Consider the following 20952-nt stretch of genomic DNA (forward strand, 5'->3'; position numbering starts at 1 on the left):
GGAGCTCCGAAGAACTCCTGGAATCGATTACATCGATGTGTACGGAGGATTGGAATCGATTACACGGGGGTTAATCAAGACCCTGGCGTGGCCGAAACCCGATCGTGATGAAGCGCCACCCCCGCAGGAGCGTGGTGGCGGGCCACAGGGACCGCCTCGCACCGGACACACGAGGAGGGGCAGGCGTACCACTGACCGCCGGCCGTGTCCGCGTGGTCCCGGAGGGCAGCGAACGGGGGGAGTTCTCCCCGGCCGAGGACTTCGAGAAGGTGAACCGGCACGTGATCCCGCAGGCCGGCCGGGTTGTCGGTGCCGGGCGGTACCGTCGGATCATGACCGATCAGGCGGGGGCCTCCCGGGCGGGAGAGCGGCGACTGGCCACACTCGAAGGCGTCCTGGAGCGCATCACGTACGCCAACGAGGAGAACGGCTACACGGTCGCGCGCGTCGACACCGGCCGCGGCGGCGGCGACCTCCTCACCGTCGTCGGCGCGCTGCTCGGCGCCCAGGTCGGCGAGTCGCTGCGCATGGAGGGCCGCTGGGGCTCCCACCCCCAGTACGGCAAGCAGTTCACGGTGGAGAACTACACGACGGTCCTTCCGGCCACAGTCCAGGGCATCCGCCGCTACCTCGGGTCGGGCCTGGTCAAGGGCATCGGCCCGGTCTTCGCCGACCGCATCACCCAGCACTTCGGGCTGGACACCCTGAGGATCATCGAGGAGGAGCCGAAGCGCCTCATCGAGGTGCCCGGTCTCGGCCCGAAGCGCACCAGGAAGATCGCCGACGCCTGGGAGGAGCAGAAGGCGATCAAGGAGGTCATGCTCTTCCTCCAGACCGTCGAGGTCTCCACGTCGATCGCGGTCCGCATCTACAAGAAGTACGGGGACGCCTCGATCTCGGTGGTGAAGAACCAGCCGTACCGGCTGGCCGCCGATGTCTGGGGCATCGGGTTCCTCACCGCCGACAAGATCGCCCGGTCCGTCGGCATCCCGCACGACAGCCCCGAGCGCGTCAAGGCGGGCCTGCAGTACGCCCTGTCCCAGTCCACCGACCAGGGCCACTGCTACTTGCCCGAGGAGCGGCTGATCGCCGACGCGGTCAAGCTCCTCCAGGTCGACACCGGCCTCGTCATCGAGTGCCTGGCCGCACTCGCCGCGCCCCCCGAGGAGGGCGAGGACCCCGGCGTCGTACGGGAGAAGGTGCCGGGTCCGGACGGCGGGGAGCCCGTCACCGCCGTCTACCTCGTCCCCTTCCACCGCGCCGAACTCTCCCTGTCGGCCCAGCTGTCGCGCCTCCTGCGCACCGACCAGGACCGTATGCCGGGCTTCCGCGACGTGGCCTGGGACAAGGCGCTGGCGTGGCTGAAGGGCCGCACCGGGGCCGAGCTGGCGCCCGAGCAGGAGGCGGCGGTCAGGCTGGCGCTCACCGAGAAGGTCGCCGTGCTCACCGGAGGCCCCGGCTGCGGCAAGTCCTTCACGGTCCGCTCGATCGTGGAGCTGGCCCGCGCCAAGAAGGCCAGGGTCGTCCTGGCCGCCCCCACCGGCCGCGCCGCCAAGCGCCTGGCCGAACTGACCGGCGCCGAGGCGTCCACCGTCCACCGGCTGCTGGAGCTCAAGCCCGGCGGCGACGCGGCCTACGACCGCGACCGGCCGCTCGACGCCGACCTGGTCGTCGTGGACGAGGCGTCCATGCTGGACCTGCTGCTGGCGAACAAGCTCGCCAAGGCCGTGCCCCCGGGCGCCCACCTCCTCTTCGTCGGAGACGTCGACCAGTTGCCCAGCGTCGGCGCGGGCGAGGTCCTGCGCGACCTGCTGGCCCGCGACAGCCCCGTCCCCGCGGTCCGCCTCACCCGTGTGTTCCGGCAGGCCCAGCAGTCGGGCGTGGTGACGAACGCCCACCGGATCAACGCCGGGCAGCACCCGGTCACCGACGGAATGAAGGACTTCTTCCTCTTCGTCGAGGAGGACACGGAGGCGGCCGGCCGGCTCACCGTGGACGTGGCCGCCCGGCGCATCCCGGCCCGGTTCGGCCTGGACCCGCGCCGGGACGTCCAGGTCCTCGCCCCCATGCACCGCGGCCCGGCCGGCGCCGGAGCCCTCAACGGGCTGCTCCAGCAGGCCATCACCCCGGGCCGCCCGGACCTGCCCGAGAAGCGGCTGGGCGGCCGGGTCTTCCGCGTCGGCGACAAGGTCACCCAGGTCCGCAACAATTACGACAAGGGGAAGAACGGCGTCTTCAACGGCACCGTGGGCGTGGTCACCTCGCTCGATCCGGTCGACCAGCGCCTCACGGTGCTCACGGACGAGGACGAGGAGGTGCCGTACGAGTTCGACGAACTGGACGAACTGGCCCACGCGTACGCGGTGACCATCCACCGTTCACAGGGAAGTGAATATCCCGCCGTGGTGATCCCCGTCACCACAGGGGCATGGATGATGCTGCAGCGCAATCTCCTGTACACGGCGGTGACCCGGGCGAAGAAGCTGGTCGTCCTGGTCGGCTCCCGCAAGGCGATCGGACAGGCGGTGCGCACGGTGTCGGCCGGCCGCCGCTGCACGGCCCTCGACTTCCGGCTCTCGGGCTCCTGACCTCGTGCTCGATCCCCCGGTGGCCAGGCATCACAGAAAATGATCGATCAAATGAGTCGTGAAGGTCACAGAGCACTTCCGGAAGCGGGATGAAGGCGGCAGGATGAGCAAGTTGGCGGCACTGAGTGCCGTCGATAAGCCCAATGGTCGACCCCGAGTGCACTCACCTGCGCCAAATGGGGGATGGTAGAGACAGTCAGGGCAACCTCGAAGAAGAGGCACAACGTCGGTGAGGGATGACGTGAGCGACAACTCTGTAGTACTGCGGTACGGCGACGGCGAGTACACCTACCCGGTGATCGACAGCACCGTCGGTGACAAGGGCTTCGACATCGGCAAGCTCCGCGCCCAGACCGGTCTCGTGACCCTGGACAGCGGATACGGCAACACCGCCGCCTACAAATCCGCGATCACCTACCTGGACGGCGAAGCGGGCATCCTGCGGTACCGCGGCTACCCGATCGAGCAGCTGGCCGAGCGCTCCACCTTCCTGGAGGTCGCCTACCTGCTGATCAACGGCGAGCTGCCGACCGTCGACGAGCTCTCCTCCTTCAAGAACGACATCACGCAGCACACCCTGCTGCACGAGGACGTCAAGAACTTCTACCGGGGCTTCCCGCGCGACGCGCACCCGATGGCCATGCTGTCCTCGGTCGTCTCCGCGCTGTCCACCTTCTACCAGGACAGCCACAACCCCTTCGACGAGCGCCAGCGCAACCTCTCCACGATCCGGCTGCTCGCCAAGCTTCCGACGATCGCGGCGTACGCGTACAAGAAGTCGATCGGCCACCCCTTCGTCTACCCGCGCAACGACCTCGGCTACGTCGAGAACTTCCTGCGCATGACCTTCTCGGTCCCGGCGCAGGAGTACGAGCTCGACCCGGTCGTCGTCTCCGCCCTGGACAAGCTGCTCATCCTGCACGCCGACCACGAGCAGAACTGTTCGACCTCCACGGTCCGCCTGGTGGGCTCCTCGCAGGCGAACATGTTCGCCTCGATCTCCGCCGGCATCAACGCCCTGTGGGGCCCGCTGCACGGCGGCGCCAACCAGTCCGTCCTGGAGATGCTCGAGGGCATCCGGGACGCCGGCGGCGACGTCGACTCCTTCATCCGCAAGGTGAAGAACAAGGAGGACGGCGTCCGCCTGATGGGCTTCGGCCACCGGGTCTACAAGAACTTCGACCCGCGCGCCAAGATCATCAAGGCCGCCGCGCACGACGTGCTGTCCGCCCTCGGCAAGTCCGACGAGCTGCTGGACATCGCGCTGAAGCTCGAGGAGCACGCGCTCTCCGACGACTACTTCGTCTCGCGCAGCCTCTACCCGAACGTCGACTTCTACACCGGCCTGATCTACCGGGCCATGGGCTTCCCGACCGAGATGTTCACGGTCCTGTTCGCCCTCGGCCGCCTGCCGGGCTGGATCGCCCAGTGGCACGAGATGATCAAGGAGCCGGGCTCCCGCATCGGCCGCCCGCGCCAGATCTACACGGGCGTCGTCGAGCGCGACTTCGTTCCGGTCGAGGAGCGCTGACACCTGCCGGTGAGGGGCGCCGCGTTCGCCGGTGCCCCTCACCGGGGTCGCGCCGCCGGTTTTCCGGGCTGCCGGGTCGTAGCGGAAGGCGCGAGGCCGACGGCCGGGTGCCGCGAAGAGGTCTTGCTCGGGCAGCGCGGAGAAGACGTGCGAGGTGACGAGGTGGTAGTCCTCCGTCCACCGGCTCCGTGTACACCCCCCAGTCGTTCCGGAAGGCGCGAGGCCGGCGGCCGGGTCGTCCTGGAAGACGCGAAGTGCTTCGGCGGCGCGGCAAGGTGATGGACGCAGCAGAAGGCGCCCTGGTGCGTCGGTCCCCCCACGGGCCGACGACCAGGGCGCCTTCCCATGTCCCGGTGCGGATTCCCCCCACGGGATCCGGCCGGGCGCTTGTGAGGACACAGCGCCTGAATCGCTGATGCCATATGCGGTTGTCGAGCCGACGGGAGTTGAGCAGAACGAGCAGAACTCGCCGTACTCCCGCTTGTGCGATCTGCCGGGACAACGCACGCCGGGAGGGCCGCTCAAAGCTTCCCGGTGTACGTGCCCCGGCAACGCATCTCTGAGGAAGTCCCCCAAGACATCCCCAGATGTCAGTTCGCGCCCCCCAAGACGCTTGCTGACATCGTCAACTTAGACCGTCGAACCCCTTCGATGGTTACGTTCACATCACTGTGATCTGTGTCTCTTGCATATGTCCCGTTAGATACGCAAGTGCCCGGATACAGCGATCGAGGCCCAAGCGTAAGGATGATGCGCGAGCCTTGTGAAGAGCTTATGTGAGGCGCGCGCCGGACTCCAGGGGGGGTCGTTGTTTCGACGTCGCCTAACCGTCGGTAACTTCGCGGTCCTCACTCCGGGTCAGCGGAACGTCCGCAACCGCAAACTGTTCGTCACCACGAAGACCGACGAGAAGGCCATCGCCGCCCCCGCCAGCATCGGGTTCAGCAGTCCCGCGGCGGCCAGCGGCAGTGCCGCCACGTTGTACCCGAAGGCCCACACGAGGTTGCCCTTGATCGTGGCCAGGGTCCGCCGGGACAGCCGGATGGCGTCCGCGGCGACCCGCAGATCCCCGCGCACCAGCGTCAGATCGCCCGCCTCGATCGCCGCGTCGGTCCCGGTCCCCATCGCCAGGCCCAGGTCGGCGGTGGCGAGCGCCGCCGCGTCGTTGACACCGTCGCCGACCATCGCGACGACCCGGCCCTCACCCTGGAGGCGCCTGACCACGCCGACCTTGTCCTCGGGCAGCACCTCGGCCACCACCTCGTCGATGCCGACCTGCGCCGCCACCGCCTCGGCCACCGCCCGGTTGTCCCCGGTCAGCAGCACCGGGGCGAGGCCCAGCGCACGCAGCTGCCGTACCGCCTCGGCGCTGGTTTCCTTGACCGTGTCGGCGACGGCCAGCACCCCGCGCGCCTCCCCGTCCCACCCGACCACGACAGCCGTACGGCCGCCCCGCTCGGCCTCGTCCTTGGCGCGCGCGATGTCCTCGGGCAGGACGTCGTAGAGCCGCCCGACGGCCACGTCCCGCCCCTCCACGCGTCCGCGCACGCCCCGCCCGGGCACGTTCTCGAAGTGCTCGGCCACGGGCAGCTCCCCGGTCCGCTCCTCGGCGCCGGCGGCCACCGCGCGGGCGACCGGGTGCTCGGAGGCGTGCTCCAGGGCGCCCGCGAGCCGCAGCAGCCGTTTCTCGTCGGTGCCCTCGGTGGCGTACACGTCCTGGAGGGTCATGCGGCCGGTGGTGACCGTGCCGGTCTTGTCCAGGACGACGGTGTCGACGCGGCGGGTGCTCTCCAGCACCTCGGGGCCCTTGATGAGGATGCCGAGCTGTGCGCCCCGGCCGGTGCCGACCAGCAGCGCGGTCGGGGTGGCCAGGCCGAGGGCGCACGGGCAGGCGATGATCAGCACCGCGACGGCCGCCGTGAACGCGGCGACGGTGTCACCGGTGAGCCCTAGCCAGGCGCCGAAGGTCGCGGACGCGATCAGCAGCACGACGGGTACGAAGATCCCGGCGACCCGGTCGGCGAGCCGCTGCACCTCGGCCTTGCCGTTCTGCGCGTCCTCCACCAGCTTGGCCATGCGGGCGAGCCGGGTGTCCGCGCCGATCCGGGTGGCCTGGACGACGAGCCGGCCGCCGGCGTTCACGGTGGCGCCCGTGACGGAGTCGCCCGGGCCGACGTCCACCGGCACCGACTCGCCGGTCAGCATCGAGACGTCCACGGCGGAGGTGCCCTCGACGACGGTCCCGTCGGTGGCGATCTTCTCCCCGGGTCGTACGACGAACCGGTCGCCGACCGCCAGCCGGTCGACCGGGATCCGCACCTCACGGCCGTCCCGCAGGACGGCCACCTCCTTCGCGCCGAGCTCCATCAGCGCCCGCAGCGCGGCACCCGCGCGCCGCTTGGAACGGGCCTCCAGGTAGCGGCCGAGCAGGATGAAGGCGGTGACCCCGGCGGCGACCTCCAGGTAGATGGTGGAGGAGCCGTGCGTGCGTGAGACCGTCAGCTCGAAGGGGTGCCGCATGCCGGGCATGCCCGCGTCACCGAAGAAGAGCGCCCACAGCGACCAGCCGAACGCGGCGAGCGTGCCGACCGAGACGAGGGTGTCCATGGTCGAGGCGCCGTGCCGCAGGTTCGTCCAGGCCGACCGGTGGAAGGGCAGCGCGCCCCAGACGACGACGGGCGCGGAGAGGGTCAGCGACAGCCACTGCCAGTTGTCGAACTGCAGGGCCGGGACCATCGCGAGCAGCACGACGGGCGCGGCGAGCAGGACGGAGACGAACAAGCGGTGCCGGAGCGCCGACAGTTCGGGGTCGGCCTCGGCCGGCGCCGGCTCCTCCCGCGCCGGGGGCGCGGGCTCCTCGGCGGTGTAGCCGGTCTTCACGACGGTCGCGATCAGGTCGGCGACCTCGGTCCCCGCCGGACAGCTGATCCGCGCCTTCTCCGTCGCGTAGTTGACGGTGGCGGTGACGCCCTCCATGCGGTTGAGCTTCTTCTCCACGCGGGCCGCGCAGGACGCGCAGGTCATGCCGCCGATGAGCAGCTCGACCTCGACGGTCCGGGTGGTGTCGGCGGTTGTCGGCGCCGTGGCGGTGGTGCTGGGCATGTCCGTACTCCAGGGAGCGGAACGGGCCGCACCCGACCAGTGTCACCCGGTCGGTGCGGCCCGGTGCCGAGGGGCGGGGGCTCAGGCGCGGCCGACCAGTTCGAAGCCGGCCTCGTCGACGGCGGCGCGCACGGCCTCCTCGTCGAGGGCCGCGGCGGAGACGACGGTGACCTCGCCGGTGGCGGCGACGGCCTTCACCGAGCTGACGCCGGGCAGCTCGGAGATCTCGCCGGAGACGGCACCCTCGCAGTGGCCACAGCTCATGCCGCTCACCTTGTAGACGGTGGTGACGGAGCCGTGGGTTTCGGTGTGGGCGGTCATGTCGTTTCTCCTCGTCGAGGCGTGTGGGACTGGGGGTCCGCGAGGGGCCTCCACTCCTCCAGATTATACCCCTAGGGGGTATTTCTCCAAGCATCCTCGCCCCGGCCGGGGCGTCCGCCCACCAGCGGCTCCAGATAGCGGACGAGGGCGTTCTTCAGCTCCTGGACGTACGCGTCGCGCTCGGTGCCCTCGTGGGCGAGGACCAGTTCCAGGCCGGCCTTGTACATGCCGAGGCACATGTGCGCGGTGCGGGTGAGGTCGGCGGCCGGCGCGTCGGGCAGGAAGGAGGAGAGCAGGCCCTCGATCCGGGTGAGCAGCGTCGCGTGCAGCGCGTCGTGCTCGTCGCTGATGCGGCCGGGGATGTCGGGGCCGTGCATCAGGGCGAAGAACACCGGGTGGTCGCAGTTGAAGGCGATGAACCGGTCGACGGCGGCGCCGACCGCCTCCTCCAGCGGGGTCGCGGCGTCGACGGGGGCGAGCGCCTCGCCGTAGGTCGCGCGCATCTCGCGCATGAGGCGGGCGCCCAGCTCGATCGCGATCGCTTCCTTGTTCGGGAAGAACTGGTAGAGCGTGCCGGGGGAGACGCCGGCCTCGCGGGCGATGGCGTTCGTGCTGGCGGCGGTGTAGCCGGTGGCGCAGAACACGGACGCGGCGGCTTCGAGGAGTTGCGCGATACGGCGCTCGCCGCGGGCCTGGCGGCGGCGCGGCTGTTCCCTCTCCTGTTGATCGACGGTCTCGGGCACGCGTTATCCCCAGTTCTCCGGACGCGATTGACAAACGCGAGAGGTCGCTCGCATTCTTGATCAGTGAAACGCGAGCGATGTCTCGTGTTTGCCAGTCTATGGCAAGGACACACCCATGCTGCCTGTTCACGACGGCACGGGTCACGGCGAAACAGGTGAAGGGGACACCGCACCATGACCGAAGTCCACAGCCCGCCGCGCGTCCGCGGCTGGACCCGCTTCGTCACCGCCCGCCCCCGGCTGTCGCTGCTCGCGGCCCTGGTGCTCACCGTGCTCGCGGTGCTGGCCGGCAGCGGGGTCGCCGACCGGCTGGGCAGCGGCGGCTGGGAGGACCCGGACGCCCAGTCCACCTACGCGACCAAGGCCCTGGAGCGTGAGTTCCCCGACTCCCAGCCGAACCTGCTGCTGCTCGTCGACTCCGGCCGCGCCTCGGTCGACGACCCCGCGGTCGCCGCCGAGGCCTCCCGCCTCGCCGAGCGTCTGGCCGGCGAGAAGGGCGTCGTCGGCGTCGGGTCCTACTGGCAGTCCAAGGCGCCCGCCCTGCGCGCGGAGGACGGCCACGAGGCACTGATAGCCGCCCGCGTCACGGGCGACGAGACGACGATGGGCGAGACCCTCGACCGCATCGCCCCCTCCTACCGGGGCACCCACGGCCCGGTGGAGGTCAAGGTCGGAGGCATCGTCGCCGTGCGGCACGAGATGCAGACCATCATCCAGGAGGACCTCACCCGCGCGGAGATCATCGCGCTGCCGGTCACACTGGTGCTGCTGGTGATGGTCTTCGGCAGCGCGGTCGCGGCCCTGCTGCCGCTCGGTATCGGCATCGTCGCGATCCTGGGCACGAACGCGGTCCTCAGCGGCCTCGCGCGGTTCACCGACGTCTCCCTCTTCGCGATGAACCTCACCACGGCCCTCGGCCTCGGCCTGGCCATCGACTACGCCCTGTTCATCGTCCGCCGCTTCCGCGAGGAACTCGCCGGCGGAGCCGAGCCGCCGACCGCCATCGCCACCACCCTGCGCACGGCGGGCCGTACGGTCCTGTTCTCCGCGCTCACGGTGGCGGTGTCCCTGGCGGCGATGCTCCTCTTCCCCCAGTACTTCCTGCGGTCCTTCGCCTACGCCGGGACGGCGGTCGTCCTGCTGGCCGCCGCGGCCGCGCTCATCCTGCTCCCGGCGGCCCTGCTCCTGCTCGGCCACCGGGTCGACTCCCTCGACCTGCGCCGCCTGCTCCGCAGGGCCCGGCCCGCGAGGCAGCCCGTTGAGGCCGTCTCCGGCGGGACGGACTCCGGCGAGGACGAGGGGCAGCGCGGGACGGCCTCCGACCGGGAGGCGGGCACCGCCTGGGCACGCACCGCGACCCTGGTGATGCGCCGGGCGCCCTTCTTCGCCCTCGCGACGACGGCCGTTCTCGTCCTCCTCGGACTGCCCTTCCTGGGCGTCAGGTTCGGCACCGCCGACGACCGTCAACTGCCCTCGTCGGCGGAGTCCCACGTCGTGCAGCAGCACATCAGGGACGGCTTCCCGGGCAGTCCCGGCGGCGGCCTGGAGGTCCTCGCCGAGGGAAGGGCGACCCCGGAGCAGTACGCCGCCTACAAGGAGCGCGTCGCCGCCCTGCCCCATGTGGTCCGGGTCGACGGCCCGCTGGTCAACGGCGACTCCGCGTACTTCACGGTGCTGCCCGAGGGCGAACCCGTCGACGACGCCGCCCAGCGACTGGTCGGCGACCTGCGTGCCACCGAGGCCCCCTTCGACACCAAGGTGACCGGTGCGGCGGCCGTCCTGGTCGACTCCAAGCACGCGATAGCCGAACAACTCCCCTGGGCGGCGGCCTTCGTCGCGATCGTCACTCTGTTCCTGGTCTTCCTCCTGACCGGGAGCGTGCTGATACCGGTCCAGGCGGTGCTGCTCAACGCGCTCAGCCTGACGGCGATGTTCGGCGCAATCGTCTGGGTCTTCCAGGACGGCCACCTCTCCGGCCCGCTCGGCTTCACCAGCACCGGCTCCATCGAGACGACCCTGCCGGTCCTGATGTTCTGCGTGGCCTTCGGCCTCTCCATGGACTACGGCGTGTTCCTGCTCTCCCGCATCAAGGAGGAGTACGACCGCGGGGGCACCTCCCACGCCCTCGAGGCGGTGGGGGACGGCGGCCACGAACGGGCGGTCCGCCTCGGCCTGCAGCGCACGGGCGGTCTGATCACCGCGGCGGCCGTCATCCTGGCCGTGGTGATGGTCGCGATCGGCACCTCCCGCGTCACCAACACCAAGATGCTCGGCCTGGGGATCGCGCTGGCGGTCCTGATGGACGCGATGGTGGTCCGCAGCCTGCTGGTCCCGGCGATCATGCGGCTCACCGGGAAGGCCACCTGGTGGGCACCGGCGCCCCTGCGCAGGTTCCACGCCCGCTTCGGCCTCAGCGAGGGAGAGCCGGCCCCGGCCGCCGAGTCGCACCGCGAGCGCGACACGGTCGGGGCGCGGAGCTAGCGTTCGCGGTGGTCCTCGGTGACCGCCGTGGCATCCGCGATCTCGGATGACCGGCTGCCGATCTCCGATGACCGACTGCGATCTCCGGTGGGCGAAGGCGAGGGCGAAGGCACATGCGGGCTGTGGTGTTCGAGCGGTACGGGGAGCCGGCCGAGGTGCGGGAGGTGGCGGACCCGCGGCCCGCGGAGCACGGGGTCGTGGTGCGCGTCGAGGCCACCGGCCTGTGCCGCAGCGACTGGCACGGCTGGATGGGCCACGACCCGGACATCACCCTGCCGCACGTCCCCGGCCATGAACTCGCCGGAGTCGTGGAGGAGACGGGTGGCCGGGTCACCCGCTGGAAGCCGGGCGACCGGGTGACCGTGCCCTTCGTGTGCGGCTGCGGCAGCTGTCCGTCCTGCGCGGCCGGCGACCACCAGGTGTGCGAGCGCCAGACCCAGCCCGGCTTCACCCACTGGGGCTCCTTCGCCCGGTACGTGGCGCTCGACCACGCCGACGTGAACCTGATCGCGCTCCCCGACGACCTCTCCTGCGCCACCGCCGCCTCCCTCGGCTGCCGGTTCGCCACCGCGTTCCGGGCGGTCGTGCAGCAGGGCCGGGTCGCGGCGGGGGAGTGGGTGGCGGTGCACGGCTGCGGCGGGGTCGGCCTGTCGGCGGTCATGATCGCGGCCGCCTCGGGAGCGCGGGTCGTCGCCGTGGACGTGTCGCCGCGCGCCCTGGAGCTGGCGCGCAGCTTCGGCGCGGCGCAGTGCGTGGACGCCCGGAACACGCCCGACACGGCCGCGGCGGTCCGCGACCTGACCGGCGGCGGCGCCCACCTCTCCCTCGACGCCCTCGGCTCGCCCGCCACCAGCGCCGCCTCGGTGAACGGCCTGCGCCGCCGAGGCCGGCACGTCCAGGTCGGCCTGCTGCCCTCGGCGGACGGCACGACCCCGGTCCCGCTGGCCCGTGCCATCGCCCTGGAACTCGAACTTCTCGGCAGCCACGGCATGGCCGCCCACACCTACCCCGGGATGCTGGAGCTGGTCAGGGCGGGCGTGCTCCGCCCCGACCTGCTGGTGACGTCGACGATCACGCTCGACGCCGTACCGGACGCGCTGGCGGCGATGGGGACCGCGCCGGGGGCGGGGGTGACGGTCATCGAGCCGTGGGCCTGACCGCCGGGGCGGTCGTCAGCCGCGTCGGCGCGCCCGGTTGCCCGGCCGGGAGGCGACCCACGCGTGGACGGTCTCGGCGTACCAGTAGGCCCTGCCGTTCTCCACGTGGTCGGGTGGCGGCAGCAGTCCGTGCTTGCGGTAGGAGCGCACGGTGTCCGGCTGCACCCTGATGTGCGACGCGATCTCCTTGTAGGACCAGAGCCGTCGGTCGGTCATGAGGCCACCTCCCCGCGCGCGGGCGGCGGCCGGAAGGCCACCCGGGGGATTCCCGCGCTGCGCTGATGATCACCAGGGCTGTGCCCGCCCGGGGCCACAAGGTGACCCGCCGTGGTCGTCCGTGGGCGTACCGTGACAACGGTGATGCCGGTGAGACCTTTGTGACAGAGGTGACGTGACGGACCGAAAGGGGCGCGCGGGGACTCAGCGACCAGCCACCCCGCCCCGCAACCGCCGGAACCACCGTCGCGCCGCCTTGGCTGCCCGTTGGAATGCCGTGACAACGGCTGATGCGGGGGAGGCTTGGCGACGGAGGTGACGTGACGGACCGAAAGGGGCGCGGGGAACTGCGCGGCCAGCCCGTCCGGTCCGCACCCGCCGGACTCACCGCACCCGGCGCCCGGGCAAGGGGCCCCGGCAAGGCACCCCGTCAAGGCACCCCGGCAAGGCACCCCGTCAAGGCGCCGGGCCCACCCCGGAGGACTGGCGCTGGGCCCCACCCCCGGAGGGCTGGCGCCGGGCCCGCCCCCGGAGGGCTGGCGCCGGGCCCGCCCCCGGAGGGCTACGCCCCGCAGGACCGCAGGAACGCCCGGGTCCGCCGGGCGATCGGCAGCGGCTTGTCCGGCTCGCACGGGTACATGTCCTGCTCCACGATCGCGAACAGGTCGACGTCCAGCTTCCGCGCGGCCTCCAGGACGGGCCCCAGCGCCGGCACCCCGGACGGCGGCTCGCACATCACGCCCCGGGCGACCGCCGGCCCGAACGGGGTGCCGTTCGCCCGCACGTCCGCGAGGATCTCCGGGTCCACCTGCTTCAGGTGCAGGTATCCGATCCGCTCCCCGTACGTCTCGATCAGCTTGACGCTGTCGCCGCCGCAGTACGCGTAGTGCCCGGTGTCCAGGCACAGTGACACCAGGTCGGAGTCCGTGCCGTCCAGGAAGCGGGTCACGTTCTCCTCACTGTCGATGTGGGTGTCGGCGTGCGGGTGGACGACGATCTGAAGGCCGTACCGCTCGCGCACCTCCCGCCCCAGCCGCTCGGTGAGCGAGGTGAGGTTGCGCCACTGCTCGGGCGTGAGCGTGTCGGGCTCCAGCACTTCACCGGTCTTGTCGTCCCGCCAGAAGGACGGGATGACCACCAGGTGGCGGGCGCCCATCGCCTGGGCCAGCGCCGCGTTGTCCGCGACGTGTGCCCAGGTCTTCTCCCAGACCGCCTCGCCGTGGTGCAGCCCGGTGAAGACCGTGCCCGCCGACACTTTCAGGCCACGTTTCGCCGTCTCCTCGGTGAGGACGGCCGGGTCGGTCGGCAGGTATCCGTAGGGGCCGAGCTCGATCCACTCGTAGCCGGAGAGCGCGACCTCGTCGAGGAAGCGCTGCCACGGCACCTGCCGCGGGTCGTCCGGGAACCAGACGCCCCAGCTGTCGGGGGCCGAGCCGATCCGGATGCGGGAGGCACCGGAATCTGAGGACTGAGGTGACAACGACGTCATGGCCGTCAGCGTGGGGCCTGCCCCGAAGGGTGTCAAGCGCTGGTCCGAATGTCTGGACAAAACATTGACAGGGTCCACCGCACGGGACTACAAAGCCGTGGAGAGCCGATACGGGGACGTCCACGGGGCCGTTCACGGGACGGGCCGACACGAAGGGAACGCGATGGCGTACGACCTGATCACCATGGGGCGGATCGGGGTGGACCTCTATCCGCTGCAGACGGGCGTGCCGCTCCCGCAGGTCACGTCCTTCGGGAAGTTCCTGGGAGGCTCCGCGAGCAACGTCGCCGTCGCCGCGGCCCGTCTCGGCCGGCACACCGCCGTGATCACCCGCACCGGTGACGACCCCTTCGGCACCTACCTGCACGAGGCCCTGCGCGGCTTCGGCGTCGACGACCGCTGGGTCACCCCGGTCCCCGGTCTGCCGACCCCCGTCACCTTCTGCGAGGTCTTCCCCCCGGACGACTTCCCGCTGTACTTCTACCGGCAGCCCAAGGCGCCGGACCTGGAGATCGACGCCCACGAACTGGACCTCGACGCCATCCGCGACACCCGCGTCTTCTGGGTCACCGGCACCGGCCTGAGCGAGGAGCCGAGCCGTACGGCGACCCTGGCGGCCCTCGCCCACCGCGCCAAGGCCGGCACCACCGTCTTCGACCTCGACTGGCGCCCCATGTTCTGGACCGACCCGGACGCGGCCCGCCCCTTCTACGCCGAGGCGCTGAAGCACACCACCGTCGCGGTGGGCAACCTCGACGAGGTGGAGGTCGCCACCGGGGTGCGCGAACCGCACGCCGCCGCCCGCGCCCTCCTCGACGCCGGAGTCGAACTCGCCGTCGTCAAGCAGGGCCCCGAGGGAGTGCTGGCCGTGCGCGCGGACGGCGAGTCGGCCGAGGTCCCCCCGCTGCCGGTGAACGTCCTCAACGGCCTCGGCGCCGGGGACGCCTTCGGCGGCTCCCTCTGCCACGGCCTGCTCGCGGGCTGGGACCTGGAGCGGATCATGCGCCACGCCAACGCCGCCGGCGCCATCGTCGCCTCCCGCCTGGAGTGCTCCTCGGCCATGCCGACACCGGACGAGGTCGAGGCGGCGCTCACGGCAGGAGCCGTCCGGTGACCGTCGACATCGCGGAGCTCGTGCACACCCGCACCCACCACCCCGAGGCCGTCGCCGAGGCCGCCGCCCGCCGCGCCCGTCGGCCCCTGCTGGGCGCGAGCGGCCGGCTGATGATCGTCGCCGCCGACCACCCGGCCCGGGGCGCGCTCGGCGTCGGCGGCCGCGCCCTGGCCATGGCCAACCGCGCCGACCTGCTGGAACGCCTCTGCCTCGCGCTGTCCCGGCCCGGCGTCGACGGGGTCCTCGCCACCGCCGACATCCTCGACGACCTGCTCCTCCTCGGCGCCCTCGACCACAAGGTCGTCATGGGCTCGATGAACCGCGGCGGCCTCCAGGGCGCCAGCTTCGAACTCGACGACCGCTTCACCGGCCACCGCGCCCAGGACATCGAGCGCCTCGGCTTCGACGCGGGCAAACTGCTCCTGCGGATCGACTACGACGACCCGGGCTCCCTCAACACGCTGGAGTCCACCGCCCGCGCGATCGACGACATGGCCGCGCGCCGGCTCCCCGTCTTCGTCGAGCCGTTCATCTCCCGCCGCGCCGACGGGGGAAAGGTCGTCAACGACCTGTCCGCCGAGGCCGTCACCAAGTCCATCGCCATCGCCTCCGGCCTGGGCGGCAGCTCGGCCTACACCTGGCTGAAGGTGCCGGTCACCGCCGACCCCGACGACATGGCGCAGGTCATGGAGACCTCCACGCTCCCCGCCGTGCTGCTCGGCGGGGAGGTCGGCGACGACCAGGACGGGGCGTACGAGAAGTGGCGCGGCGCGCTGCACCTGCCCACCGTGCGCGGACTGGTGGTCGGCCGTTCGCTGCTGTACCCGGCGGACGGGGACGTGGCCGCCGCCGTGGACACCGCCGTAGGACTGCTGTGAGGGTGGCATGACGAACAAGCCGCACCACGACCTGTACGTCCCCAAGGGGGCGACCGCCGACGGGACCTACGTCCTCGACATCGATCCCGAGCGGGCCGGCTGGGCCCACAGCAGTCTGCGGATCGTCGAACTGGCGCCCGGTGACACGCACACCTTCACCACCGGCGACAGCGAGTGGATCGTGCTTCCGCTGGAAGGCGGATGTACCGTGCAAACAGCGGATGAAGAGTTCCAACTCCTGGGCAGGGAGAGCGTTTTCGCGTCGGTCACCGACTTCGCGTACGTTCCCCGGGACGCCCGGGCACAGATCGCCTCCGGCGCGGGAGGCCGCTTCGCCCTGGCAGGAGCGAAGTGCGAGCGACGACTCCCCGCCCGCTACGGCCCCGCGCCGGAGGTCCCCGTCGAGGAACGCGGCAGCGGCACCTGCGCCCGCCTGGTCCGCAACTTCGCCTCCGCCGACGCCTTCGACTGCGACAAGCTGATCGCCGTCGAGGTGATCACCCCCGGCGGCAACTGGTCCTCGTACCCGCCGCACAAGCACGACGAGCACCGGCCCGGCGAGGAGTCGGAGCTGGAGGAGATCTACTACTTCGAGATCGACGGACCGAACGGTTTCGGGTACCAGCGCGTATCCCCCTCGCGTGAGGGCGGATCCGACGTCCTCGCCGAGGTCCGTTCCGGCGACGCCGTGCTCGTCCCCGACGGCTGGCACGGCCCGTCGATCGCCCAGCCCGGCCACGCCATGTACTACCTGAACGTCATGGCCGGTCCGGGACAGACACGGGAATGGCGGATCTGCTTCCACCCAGAGCACACGGAGGGGTACCGATGACCTCAACGACGAGGCTGACGGTCGCACAGGCGCTGGTCCGCTTCCTCGCCGCCCAGTACACCGAGCGAGACGGCGTACGGCAGCGTCTGATCGGCGCGACCTGGGGCATCTTCGGCCACGGCAACGTCGCCGGCCTCGGCCAGGCGCTCGTCGAGTACGCCGACGTCATGCCGTACCACCAGGGCCGCAACGAGCAGTCGATGGTCCACGCGGCCGTCGGCTACGCCCGCCAGTCGAACCGTCTGTCCACCCACGCGGTGACGACGTCGATCGGCCCCGGCGCGACGAACCTGGTCACCGGCGCGGCCCTCGCCACCATCAACCACCTCCCGGTACTCCTCCTGCCCGGTGACATCTTCGCCACCCGCCCGGCGGACCCGGTCCTGCAGCAACTGGAGGTCCCGTACGCGGGTGACGTGTCCGTCAACGACTGCCTGCGCCCGGTCTCGAAGTACTTCGACCGGGTCACCCGCCCGGAGGCCCTGATCCCGGCCGCCCTCCAGGCGATGCGCGTGCTGACGGACCCGGTGGAGACGGGCGCGGTCACCCTCGCCCTGCCCCAGGACGTCCAGGCCGAGGCCCACGACTGGCCCGACGCGTTCTTCGCCGAGCGCACCTGGGTCGTACGCCGCCCGGCCCCCGACGCGACCGAACTCGCCGAGGCGGTCCACGCGATCCGGGCGGCCCGCCGCCCGCTGGTCGTCGCCGGCGGCGGTGTCCACCACAGCCGCGCCGAGGAGGCCCTCGCCGAGTTCGCCGAGGCCACCGGCATCCCGGTCGCCTCCACCCAGGCCGGCAAGGGCTCCCTGCGCTACGACCACCCCCAGGACGTCGGCGGTGTCGGCCACACCGGCACCGCGACGGCCGACGAACTGGCCCGCACCGCCGACCTGGTGATCGGCGTGGGGACCAGGTACACGGACTTCACCACCGCCTCCCACACCCTGTTCGCCGGTGACGGTGTCCGCTTCCTCAACCTCAACATCGCCGCCTACGACGGACACAAGCTCGCCGGTCTCCCGCTCGTCGCGGACGCCCGCATCGCGCTGACGGAGCTGACCCAGTCCCTGGGCATGCACGAGTACCGGGTCGCGGACGCCTACGTCACCGAGTACAGCGAGGACAAGGAGCGCTGGGAGCAGCGCGTCGACGCCTGCTACGAGGCCGAGGAGCCCGACGTACGCCCCACCCAGCCGCAGGTGCTGGGCGCGCTGGACGCGATCGTCGACGAGACGGACGTGATCATCAACGCGGCCGGCTCGCTCCCCGGCGACCTGCACAAGCTGTGGCGGGCGCGCTCCCGGGACCAGTACCACCTGGAGTACGGCTACTCCTGCATGGGCTACGAGATCCCGGCCGCGCTCGGCGTGAAACTGGCGGCGCCCGACCGGCCGGTGTGGGCGCTGGTCGGCGACGGCACGTACCTGATGATGCCCACGGAGATCGTGACCGCCGTGCAGGAGGGCGTTGCGATCAAGATCCTGCTGGTGCAGAACCACGGGTACGCGTCGATCGGCGGGCTGTCGGAGGAGACCGGCGGTGAGCGGTACGGCACCGCCTACCGCTACCGGGCCGACGACGGCACGTTCACCGGCGCCCCGCTCCCCGTCGACCTGGCCGCCAACGCGGCGAGCCTCGGCATGCGCGTGCTGCGCGCGAAGACCGTCCGGGACCTGCGCGCGGCCCTCGCCGAGGCGCGGGCCGCCGACACTCCCACATGTGTCTACGTCGAGACCCAAACGGCAGACACAGTGTCGGGCCCGCCTCCGGCGCAGGCCTGGTGGGATGTACCCGTGGCCGAGACCGCGACCCGACCGTCGGCGGTCAAGGCCCGTGAGCTGTACGAACGGCACGTCTCCACCCGACGCCGCCATCTGTGAAGGAGCACTCGGTCATGACGAAGATCGTCAACCACTGGATCGGCGGCAAGACCGTCGAAGGCGCGTCGGGTACGTACGGGCCGGTCACCGACCCGGCGACCGGCGCGGTCACCACGAAGGTCGCGTTCGCCACGGTCGACGAGGTCGACGCCGCGGTCGCCGCCGCCCAGGACGCCTACGCGACCTGGGGCCAGTCCTCGCTGGCCCAGCGCACCTCGATCCTGTTCCGGTTCCGCGCGCTGCTGGACGCCCACCGCGACGAGATCGCCGAGCTGATCACCGCCGAGCACGGCAAGGTGCACAGTGACGCGCTCGGTGAGGTGGCCCGCGGCCTGGAGATCGTCGATCTGGCGTGCGGCATCAACGTGCAGCTGAAGGGCGAGCTGTCGACGCAGGTCGCGAGCCGTGTGGACGTGTCGTCGATCCGCCAGCCGCTGGGCGTCGTCGCGGGCATCACGCCGTTCAACTTCCCGGCGATGGTGCCGATGTGGATGTTCCCGATCGCCATCGCGTGCGGCAACACCTTCGTGCTGAAGCCGTCCGAGAAGGACCCGTCGGCCTCGGTCAGGATCGCCGAGCTGCTGGCGGAGGCCGGTCTGCCGGACGGCGTCTTCAACGTCGTCCACGGCGACAAGGTGGCCGTCGACCGGCTCCTGGAGCACCCGGACGTCAAGGCCGTCTCCTTCGTCGGCTCGACCCCGATCGCCCGGTACATCCACACCACCGCCTCCGCGAACGGCAAGCGGGTGCAGGCCCTGGGCGGCGCCAAGAACCACATGCTGGTCCTGCCCGACGCGGACCTGGACGCGGCCGCGGACGCCGCCGTGTCCGCCGCCTACGGCTCGGCGGGCGAGCGCTGCATGGCGATCTCGGCGGTCGTCGCCGTCGGCTCCATCGGCGACGAGCTGGTCGACAGGATCCGCGAGCGCGCCGAGAAGATCAAGATCGGCCCCGGCAACGACCCCGCCTCCGAGATGGGCCCGCTGATCACCAAGGTCCACCGCGACAAGGTGGCGTCCTATGTCGAGGGCGCGGCCGCCGAGGGCGCCGAGGTCGTCCTGGACGGCACCGGCTACACGGTCGAGGGCTTCGAGGACGGCCACTGGATCGGCATCTCGCTCCTCGACAAGGTGCCCACGTCGGCGAAGGCCTACCAGGACGAGATCTTCGGCCCGGTCCTGTGCGTCCTGCGCGTGGACACCTACGAGGAGGGCGTGGCCCTCATCAACCGCTCGCCCTTCGGCAACGGCACCGCGATCTTCACCCGGGACGGTGGCGCCGCCCGCCGCTTCCAGCTGGAGGTCGAGGCCGGCATGGTCGGCGTCAACGTCCCGATCCCGGTCCCCGTCGGCTACCACAGCTTCGGCGGCTGGAAGGACTCCCTCTTCGGCGACCACCACATCTACGGCAACGACGGCACGCACTTCTACACCCGCGGCAAGGTCGTCACCACCCGCTGGCCGGACCCGTCCGAGGCCCCGGCGGGCGTGGACCTGGGCTTCCCGCGCAACCACTGAGCCACAGGCCGTACGGTGCCCTGCCGCCCCTGGGGGAGGCAGGGCACCGGCGTGTCACCGGGTGGCGCCGGCCTGCTCCTTGACCGCCTCGGTGAGGTCGCCGGTCTGCGCGGCCGGCGGAGCCTTCACCTCGGTGGTGCCGCCGAACTTCTCGAAGTCGATGGTGACCTTCATGGCGCCCATCTCCTGGACGAGGCGGACCGGCAGATCGCGGTCACCGACCCAGACGTCCATGGCGATCTCGTCCACGCCGCCGGTCACCGAGCCCATCAGGTTGCCGGCGCCGAGGGCGTCCTCGTACGCGCCCAAGTCGGCCTGGTCGAGCACGGCCCGGTAGTGGGTGGTGCGCTTCCCGTTCACCGTCTCGGTGCCGAGATTCTCGACGTCGTGGGCGTACTTCAGCGCCTTCATGGACGCCGACGGGCTGCTGTTGCTGTTGCTGAGGGCCTTCGAGCCCGCCTCGCCGAACACGGCGGACCCGTCGATCCTCATCCACTCCTTGCCGGCGAGCGGGCCGGAGGGCTGCGGATCGACGTCGTAGTAGTAGGCGCCGTCCACGAACAGCGCGCGGAGCGTCGGGTCGTCCTGCAGCGTCTGCATCTGTGACGCCTCGGTGTCCATCTGGACGTCGTAGGCGAGCCCGTCGCCCCAGGAGTACGTGCCGTTCATGGCGATGGGGGTGCCCGTGCCCAGGTCGGTGGACATCCGCACCTCGGCCGACCCCACCTGCTCGGTGCGGTCGGTCGCGCGCGCCAGCGCCGCCATGATCGTGTCGGTCTGGTCGACCGCGTCGGCGGCCTTCTTCGCGGTGTCCGTCACCCGCTCCCCGCCGCACGCCGACACCGCGAGCATCGCCGCCGCCGTGCACCCCACCCAGGCAGCGGTGTACCTCAGCTTCATCCGTCCCCACCCCTTGCTGTGAACCGTCTGTGCCCCGACTCTAACGACCCGCACTGACACGTCCGTATGGCGAACGGCCGCACGTTTTTCCGGTGCGCGCCCTGCGGTTCCCGCACGCCTCAACGAAGCTGACGCGACTGCGGAAAACTGCCGTAAACAGCATCCGGAGCCGCTCTTATCTACGGAATCCGCAGTGAGACACC

At 71.3% G+C, this 20952-nt stretch carries 15 protein-coding genes; 9 read left to right on the forward strand and 6 right to left on the reverse strand.

From position 1 onward, the window contains the following. Window positions 1-332 precede the first annotated feature (332 nt). A complete protein-coding gene (locus ACIBBD_RS14205; protein WP_399419647.1) occupies window positions 333-2588 on the forward strand; it encodes an ATP-dependent RecD-like DNA helicase in 2256 nt (751 codons plus the stop codon). A 241-nt stretch (window positions 2589-2829) separates the two neighbouring features. Further along, on the forward strand, window positions 2830-4119 hold the full coding sequence (locus ACIBBD_RS14210; RefSeq protein ID WP_399419648.1) for a citrate synthase: 1290 nt from the start codon (window positions 2830-2832) through the stop codon (window positions 4117-4119). An 858-nt stretch (window positions 4120-4977) separates the two neighbouring features. Here the strand turns inward: ACIBBD_RS14210 and ACIBBD_RS14215 are convergent. From ACIBBD_RS14215 to ACIBBD_RS14225, 3 genes are all read right to left on the reverse strand, one after another. Continuing rightward, a complete protein-coding gene (locus ACIBBD_RS14215; RefSeq protein ID WP_399419649.1) occupies window positions 4978-7221 on the reverse strand; it encodes a heavy metal translocating P-type ATPase in 2244 nt (747 codons plus the stop codon). 81 nt (window positions 7222-7302) lie between these two features. Then, window positions 7303-7542, reverse strand: coding sequence for a heavy-metal-associated domain-containing protein (locus ACIBBD_RS14220; protein WP_399419650.1), 240 nt, complete (start codon window positions 7540-7542; stop codon window positions 7303-7305). Window positions 7543-7613: 71 nt separating this feature from the next. Next, a complete protein-coding gene (locus tag ACIBBD_RS14225; RefSeq protein WP_399419651.1) occupies window positions 7614-8285 on the reverse strand; it encodes a TetR family transcriptional regulator in 672 nt (223 codons plus the stop codon). Window positions 8286-8459: 174 nt separating this feature from the next. On the opposite strand from ACIBBD_RS14225, the gene ACIBBD_RS14230 reads away from it, so the two are divergent. Both ACIBBD_RS14230 and ACIBBD_RS14235 read left to right on the forward strand, forming a co-directional pair. Further along, window positions 8460-10766, forward strand: coding sequence for an MMPL family transporter (locus tag ACIBBD_RS14230; protein ID WP_399419652.1), 2307 nt, complete (start codon window positions 8460-8462; stop codon window positions 10764-10766). 113 nt (window positions 10767-10879) lie between these two features. Beyond that, entirely contained in the window at window positions 10880-11923 is a 1044-nt protein-coding gene (locus ACIBBD_RS14235; RefSeq protein ID WP_399419653.1) for a zinc-dependent alcohol dehydrogenase family protein, read from the forward strand. A 15-nt stretch (window positions 11924-11938) separates the two neighbouring features. Here the strand turns inward: ACIBBD_RS14235 and ACIBBD_RS14240 are convergent, their stop codons facing one another. Both ACIBBD_RS14240 and ACIBBD_RS14245 read right to left on the reverse strand, forming a co-directional pair. Continuing rightward, window positions 11939-12139: a helix-turn-helix transcriptional regulator gene (locus ACIBBD_RS14240; protein WP_399419654.1), complete on the reverse strand. Its 201-nt coding sequence runs from the start codon at window positions 12137-12139 to the stop codon at window positions 11939-11941. A 562-nt stretch (window positions 12140-12701) separates the two neighbouring features. After that, entirely contained in the window at window positions 12702-13628 is a 927-nt protein-coding gene (locus tag ACIBBD_RS14245; RefSeq protein WP_399419655.1) for a sugar phosphate isomerase/epimerase family protein, read from the reverse strand. Window positions 13629-13791: 163 nt separating this feature from the next. Here ACIBBD_RS14245 and iolC point away from each other — a divergent pair, with 163 nt between their 5' ends. Genes iolC through mmsA form a run of 5 tightly spaced genes read left to right on the forward strand, consistent with a single transcriptional unit; the run spans window position 13792 to window position 19849 of the window. After that, window positions 13792-14742 carry a 5-dehydro-2-deoxygluconokinase gene (gene iolC, locus ACIBBD_RS14250; protein WP_399419656.1) on the forward strand — a complete coding sequence of 317 codons (951 nt, stop codon included), beginning with the start codon at window positions 13792-13794 and terminating at the stop codon, window positions 14740-14742. Next, on the forward strand, window positions 14739-15620 hold the full coding sequence (locus tag ACIBBD_RS14255; protein WP_399419657.1) for a deoxyribose-phosphate aldolase: 882 nt from the start codon (window positions 14739-14741) through the stop codon (window positions 15618-15620). Before iolC ends, ACIBBD_RS14255 begins: the two co-directional genes overlap by 4 nt. A gap of 7 nt (window positions 15621-15627) precedes the next feature. Further along, window positions 15628-16452, forward strand: a complete 825-nt coding sequence (iolB, locus tag ACIBBD_RS14260) for a 5-deoxy-glucuronate isomerase (RefSeq protein WP_399419658.1) — start codon at window positions 15628-15630, stop codon at window positions 16450-16452. Further along, window positions 16449-18332, forward strand: a complete 1884-nt coding sequence (gene iolD / locus ACIBBD_RS14265; protein ID WP_399419659.1) for a 3D-(3,5/4)-trihydroxycyclohexane-1,2-dione acylhydrolase (decyclizing) — start codon at window positions 16449-16451, stop codon at window positions 18330-18332. Before iolB ends, iolD begins: the two co-directional genes overlap by 4 nt. Before the next feature lie 14 nt (window positions 18333-18346). Next, entirely contained in the window at window positions 18347-19849 is a 1503-nt protein-coding gene (gene mmsA, locus ACIBBD_RS14270) for a CoA-acylating methylmalonate-semialdehyde dehydrogenase (protein WP_399419660.1), read from the forward strand. 54 nt (window positions 19850-19903) lie between these two features. Here mmsA and ACIBBD_RS14275 read toward each other — a convergent pair whose 3' ends face one another. Next, a complete protein-coding gene (locus ACIBBD_RS14275) occupies window positions 19904-20749 on the reverse strand; it encodes a hypothetical protein (protein ID WP_399419661.1) in 846 nt (281 codons plus the stop codon). Between the last annotated feature and the right edge of the window lie 203 nt (window positions 20750-20952).

Origin of the sequence: Streptomyces sp. NPDC051315, from assembly GCF_044455165.1 — a bacterium.
GTDB lineage: Bacteria > Actinomycetota > Actinomycetes > Streptomycetales > Streptomycetaceae > Streptomyces.

Bases quoted from the DNA above. Each gene is read 5' to 3' on its own strand.
- iolC (WP_399419656.1), top strand. From the start codon at position 13,792: ATGGCGTACGACCTGATCACCATGGGGCGGATCGGGGTGGACCTCTAT.
- iolB (WP_399419658.1), top strand. From the start codon at position 15,628: ATGACGAACAAGCCGCACCACGACCTGTACGTCCCCAAGGGGGCGACC.
- ACIBBD_RS14215 (WP_399419649.1), bottom strand. From the start codon at position 7,221: ATGCCCAGCACCACCGCCACGGCGCCGACAACCGCCGACACCACCCGG.
- ACIBBD_RS14205 (WP_399419647.1), top strand. From the start codon at position 333: ATGACCGATCAGGCGGGGGCCTCCCGGGCGGGAGAGCGGCGACTGGCC.
- mmsA (WP_399419660.1), top strand. From the start codon at position 18,347: ATGACGAAGATCGTCAACCACTGGATCGGCGGCAAGACCGTCGAAGGC.
- ACIBBD_RS14220 (WP_399419650.1), bottom strand. From the start codon at position 7,542: ATGACCGCCCACACCGAAACCCACGGCTCCGTCACCACCGTCTACAAG.
- ACIBBD_RS14245 (WP_399419655.1), bottom strand. From the start codon at position 13,628: ATGACGTCGTTGTCACCTCAGTCCTCAGATTCCGGTGCCTCCCGCATC.
- iolD (WP_399419659.1), top strand. From the start codon at position 16,449: ATGACCTCAACGACGAGGCTGACGGTCGCACAGGCGCTGGTCCGCTTC.
- ACIBBD_RS14240 (WP_399419654.1), bottom strand. From the start codon at position 12,139: ATGACCGACCGACGGCTCTGGTCCTACAAGGAGATCGCGTCGCACATC.
- ACIBBD_RS14230 (WP_399419652.1), top strand. From the start codon at position 8,460: ATGACCGAAGTCCACAGCCCGCCGCGCGTCCGCGGCTGGACCCGCTTC.
- ACIBBD_RS14235 (WP_399419653.1), top strand. From the start codon at position 10,880: ATGCGGGCTGTGGTGTTCGAGCGGTACGGGGAGCCGGCCGAGGTGCGG.
- ACIBBD_RS14275 (WP_399419661.1), bottom strand. From the start codon at position 20,749: ATGAAGCTGAGGTACACCGCTGCCTGGGTGGGGTGCACGGCGGCGGCG.